Source organism: Cupriavidus sp. HPC(L), from assembly GCF_000307735.3.
GTDB lineage: Bacteria > Pseudomonadota > Gammaproteobacteria > Burkholderiales > Burkholderiaceae > Cupriavidus.
Genome location: NZ_AMPR02000226.1, coordinates 1 through 4,698, shown reverse-complemented (window position 1 = coordinate 4,698; position 4,698 = coordinate 1). Strand labels below are relative to the sequence as shown.

General features: G+C 70.1%; 3 protein-coding genes and 1 pseudogene. 1 reads left to right on the top strand and 3 read right to left on the bottom strand.

Features of this window, described 5'->3' with window-relative positions; genetic code table 11:
- Positions 1-309: pseudogene (locus B551_RS26590) on the top strand (hypothetical protein); the annotation flags it as partial.
- A gap of 210 nt (positions 310-519) precedes the next feature.
- On the opposite strand, the gene gspF reads toward B551_RS26590, so the two are convergent.
- The 3 genes from gspF to B551_RS14105 all read right to left on the bottom strand — a co-directional run.
- Complete coding sequence (gspF, locus tag B551_RS14115; protein WP_023264354.1) at positions 520-1,737, bottom strand: type II secretion system inner membrane protein GspF; 1,218 nt, start codon at positions 1,735-1,737, stop codon at positions 520-522.
- A gap of 17 nt (positions 1,738-1,754) precedes the next feature.
- On the bottom strand, positions 1,755-3,263 hold the full coding sequence (gene gspE / locus B551_RS14110) for a type II secretion system ATPase GspE (RefSeq protein WP_023264353.1): 1,509 nt from the start codon (positions 3,261-3,263) through the stop codon (positions 1,755-1,757).
- 112 nt (positions 3,264-3,375) lie between these two features.
- The coding region (locus B551_RS14105) for a secretin N-terminal domain-containing protein (protein ID WP_023264352.1) at positions 3,376-4,698 on the bottom strand (1,323 nt) is incomplete at its 5' end.

Here is a 4,698-nt window from a genome sequence, read left to right as displayed (position 1 = left end):
CCCGCCGGCAATGCCGCCACGACCGAGGTCGCCGCCCCGCCGCGATCGTCGCGCGGCCGCCGCGGCGCGCGTCGCCCGGATGTAAAGCTGAGCGACACGCCGTGGCCGATCGACAGCACGGTGTTCGCCGCGCCGGCGTCGGCAACAAGCGAAGCGCTTGAGGTGCCGGGCGCCAAGGCAGCGGCGGACGCCGAACCGGTGGAGAGCGCCGAGTCGGTGCAAGCCAACGAGACCGCGCCGCCGGCCCGCAAGCGCCGCAGCACGGCCCCGCGCAAGCGCGCGGCAAAGAAGGCGGCAGCAGCGGAATAAGGCTGTTCACGAGGGCGAGCGCCGCTTGCCCTCTCCCCCGCCCCTCTCCCGCCAGCGGGAGAGGGGAGAGAACCGATGGCGATTTACCGAGGCTCAGCCGTCCGGAACGGGAGAGGGACCAGCCGACGGTGTTCTCCCTCTCCCCCTCAGGGGGGAGAGGGCCGGGGAGAGGGAGGTGGTCTTGTCTCGGCGGAGCCCGCTTGATGCCCGCTACCTCACCAGCTGATTGATCTCGATGATCGGCATCAGCACCGCCAGCACGATCAGCAGCACCACCACGCCCATCGTCAGGATCAGCAGCGGTTCGAGCAGGCTGGTCAGGAACAGCGTGCGCCGTTCCAGTTCCTGCGCCTCGCCCTGCGCGGCGCGCTCCAGCATCGTCGGCAGATTGCCGGTGGCCTCGCCCGAGCGGATCAGGTGCACCAGCACCGGCGGAAACTGGTTCTGCGCGGCCAGCGCGCGGGCCAGCGACGAACCCTCGCGCACGCGCGTGGTGGCGTCGTCGACGTTGGCGCGCAGCGCCTCGTTGCCCAGCGTCTCGCCCGCGGCCTGCAGGCTGCGCAGGATCGGCACGCCGGCCGACACCAGGATCGCCAGCGTGCTGGCAAAGCGCGCGGTGTTGTAGCCGCGGATCAGCTTGCCGGCCAGCGGCGCGGTCAGCAGCCAGCGATGCCATTCGAGCCGCACGCCCGGCTGGCGCAGCAGCGCGCGGACCGCCATCACCGCCAGCACCAGCACGATCAGCGCGGCCCACCACCATTGGCGCACGAAGTCCGACAGCGCCAGCATGATCACCGTCAGCAACGGCAGCTTCTGCTTGGTGTTGGCGAACACGCTGACCACCTGCGGCACCACGTACGACAGCAGGAAGATCACGATCGCGAACGCCACTACGGTGACGATGGCCGGATAGGTAAAGGCCAGCCGGATCTTCGCGGTCAGCGCGTTGCGGGTCTCGATATAGCCGGCCAGCTTCTCCAGCACCAGGCCCAGGTGGCCCGAATGCTCGCCGGCCGAGACCAGCGCGCGATAGATATCGGGAAAGTCGCGCGGATGCTGCATCAGCGCGACCGACAGCGAACTGCCGCCCATCACCTCGGCGCGCACCCCGGCCAGCAACTCGTGCACATAGGCGCGCTCGGCCTGGTCGGCCAGCGCGCCCAGCGCTTCGTCGAGCGGCAGGCCGGCGACGATCAGGCTGGCCAGCTGGCGCGTGAACAGCGCCAGTTCCTGGGTCGACAGCTTGCGGCCGAAGCCGCCGGCGGTGCCGCGCGCGGCCTGCGCCGCGCTGCCCAGCGCATCGACGGTCAATGGAGTCAGCCCCCGCGTGCGCAGATGCGTGCGGGCCTGCTTGGGGCTGTCGGCCTCGATCACGCCGCGGTCGGTCTTGCCGGCGGCGTCGACGGCTTCGTAGCGGTAGGCTGGCATGGCTCAGGTCAACGGGATCAATCGCGCGTCACGCGCAGCACCTCTTCCAGCGAGGTCGCGCCGCTGTCGATCCAGCGCTGCGCGTCGCCGCGCATCGTGTGCATGCCGTTGGCGAGCGCGGTCTGCTTGATTTCCGATTCGGGCGTCTGGCGATGGATCATCGTGCGGATGCGGTCGTCGACCACCAGCAGCTCGTAGACGCCCATCCGTCCCTGGTAGCCCGACTGCCCGCACTTGTCGCAGCCGACCGGGTGCCACAGCTTCTGCAACGGCTTGCCCTCGGCCAGCAGCGTCTGCGCTTGCGTCGGCGTTACCGTGATGGTCTCCTCGCGCTTGCACTGCGGGCACAGCCGGCGTACCAGCCGCTGCGCCAGCACGCCGAGCAGCGACGACGACAGCAGGAAGGGCTCGATCCCCATGTCGACCAGGCGCGTCACCGCCGACGCCGAGTCGTTGGTGTGCAGCGTCGCCAGTACCAGGTGGCCGGTCAGCGAGGCCTGCACCGCGATCTGCGCGGTTTCGAGGTCGCGGATCTCGCCGATCATCACCACGTCCGGGTCCTGGCGCAGGATCGCGCGCAGCGCCTTGGCAAAGGTCATGTCGATGCGCGCGTTGACCTGGGTCTGGCCGATGCCGTCCAGGTCGTACTCGATCGGATCCTCGACCGTCATGATGTTGGTGGTGCGCGCATCGAGCCGCGACAGCGCCGCGTACAGCGTGGTGGTCTTGCCCGAGCCCGTCGGGCCGGTCACCAGCACGATGCCGTGCGGCTGGCGGATCAGCTCGTCGAACGCGTGCAGCGTCGCGGGCGCCATGCCGAGCTTGGCCAGGTCGAGCCGGCCGGCCTCCTTGTCGAGCAGACGCAGCACCGCGCGCTCGCCGTGGCCGGTCGGCAGCGTCGACACCCGCACGTCGACCGGCCGCCCGCCGACCCGCAGCGTGATGCGGCCATCCTGCGGCAGCCGCTTCTCGGCGATGTCGAGCTGGGCCATGATCTTGATCCGCGAGATCAGCGCGCCGTGCAGCGCCTTCTTCGGCCGCACCACGTCGCGCAGCGTACCGTCGACGCGAAAGCGCACCACCGAGGCCGATTCGAACGGCTCGATATGGATGTCCGAGGCGCCTTCGCGCGCGGCCTGCGTCAGCAGCGCGTTGATCATGCGGATGATCGGTGCGTCGTCCTCCGATTCGAGCAGGTCCTCGACCGCGGGAATGTCCTGCATCAGCCGCGACAGGTCGACCTCGCCCTCGACTTCGCCGACCACTTGCGCGGCGGTGCCGTCCTGGCGGTTGTAGGCGTCGGACATCGCCCGTTCGAGCGCTTCCGGCTCGAGTACGCGCAGATGCAGGGGGCCGTGCACGCGCGCCAGCTCGGCCAGCGCCGCCGGCGAGGTCGCGCGGCTGACCCAGACCTCGAGCCCGTCGGCGCGCTGGTGCGCGACCAGCAGCCTCGCCTCGCGCGCGAAGCCGTAGGGCACCAGGCGCGCCGCGATCGGCGAGGACAGCGGCGTGTCGATGGCGCCCATTGCGCCCGCGGCGGCGTTGGCGTTGGCCGCGCCGAGCGCAGGATCCGCTGCCGGGCCGGGAAGGGAAGAGGGGACTGTCGCCATGGTGATCGCCTGTCTGGTCAGCCCGCGTTCAGGCGCCTTCGCCCTGGTTCGGCGCGCGCGAGGTCGGGCCCGGCGGCGGCAGCGTCTGCTCGAGCGGCAGCGGACCGGGCACCGGCCCATTGTTGCGCGGATCGACGAACGGCGCGGCCGGCGCGTCTGCGGGCGGCAGCACCGGTGTCTGCGTGTCGCGCATCATCATGTTCGGCGAAACGAAGCCCTGCTGCTCGCCGCGGATATAGCCGTAACGGTCCTGCGTGATGCGGTCGGTCGCGCCGGAGGTGCGCATCACGTAGGGGCGCAGGAACACCAGCAGATTGGTCTTCGCGCGCGACTTGTTCTCGTAGCGGAACAGCCCGCCGATCCACGGCAGGTCGCCCAGCCCCGGCACCTTCTGCACGCCGTCGCCGTAGTTGTCCTCGATCAGGCCGCCCAGCACGATGATCTGGCCGTCGTTGACCAGCACATTGGTCTCGATCGAGCGGACATTGGTGGTCGGGCCCTGGATCAGGTTGGTGGTGCCCGGCACCACCGACGACGACTCCTGGTAGATCTGCAGCTTGACCAGGCCGCCATCGGTGATCTGCGGCTTGACCCGCAGCGTGATGCCGACATCCTTGCGGTCGAACGTATTGAACGGCGTGCCGCCGCCGACCGCGTTGTTCTGCGCGTAAGAGCCGGTGGTGATCGGAATGTTCTGGCCGATCAGGATCTTGGCTTCCTCGTTCTCCAGCGTGATCAGGTTCGGCGTCGACAGCAGGTTGACGCTGCCCTGGCTGCCCAGCGCGCGCAGCAGCGCACCGAGGCCCAGCGCGCGGTTGACCACGCCCAGGTTCAGGCCGCCGATGTCGGGCACCAGCCCGGCCGCCCGCTCGATCCCCGCGGCGCCGTTCTGCGAGATGTCGTAGACCGCGCCGCTCAGGTTGATGATGTTGCTGCCGCCGGTGCCGAAGTTGGTGCCGGCGAAGAAGTTGTTGTTGCCGCCCGCCGAACTGAGGATGCCTTGCCACTGGATGCCGAGCTCGGCCGCCTGCGTCGAGGTCACCTCGACGATCATCGACTCGATGTAGACCTGCGCGCGGCGCGCGTCGAGGTCGTCGATCACCGCGCGCAGGCTGCGGTAGACCGCTTCGCTGGCGGTGATGATCAGCGAGTTGGTCGACGGATCGGCCTGGATGATGCCGCCGGTGGTCGGAATCTGGTTCGGCGCGAACGAGGCGGAGAAGGCCGAGCCGGTTCCGCCCGTGCCGCCGCCGAAGCCGCCGCCGGTGCTGCCGGTGCGGCCGTAGCCGCCCATGCCGGTCGTGCCGCCGGTGAACTGGCCGGTTGGCGCGGCGATGTTCTGCGCGCCGGC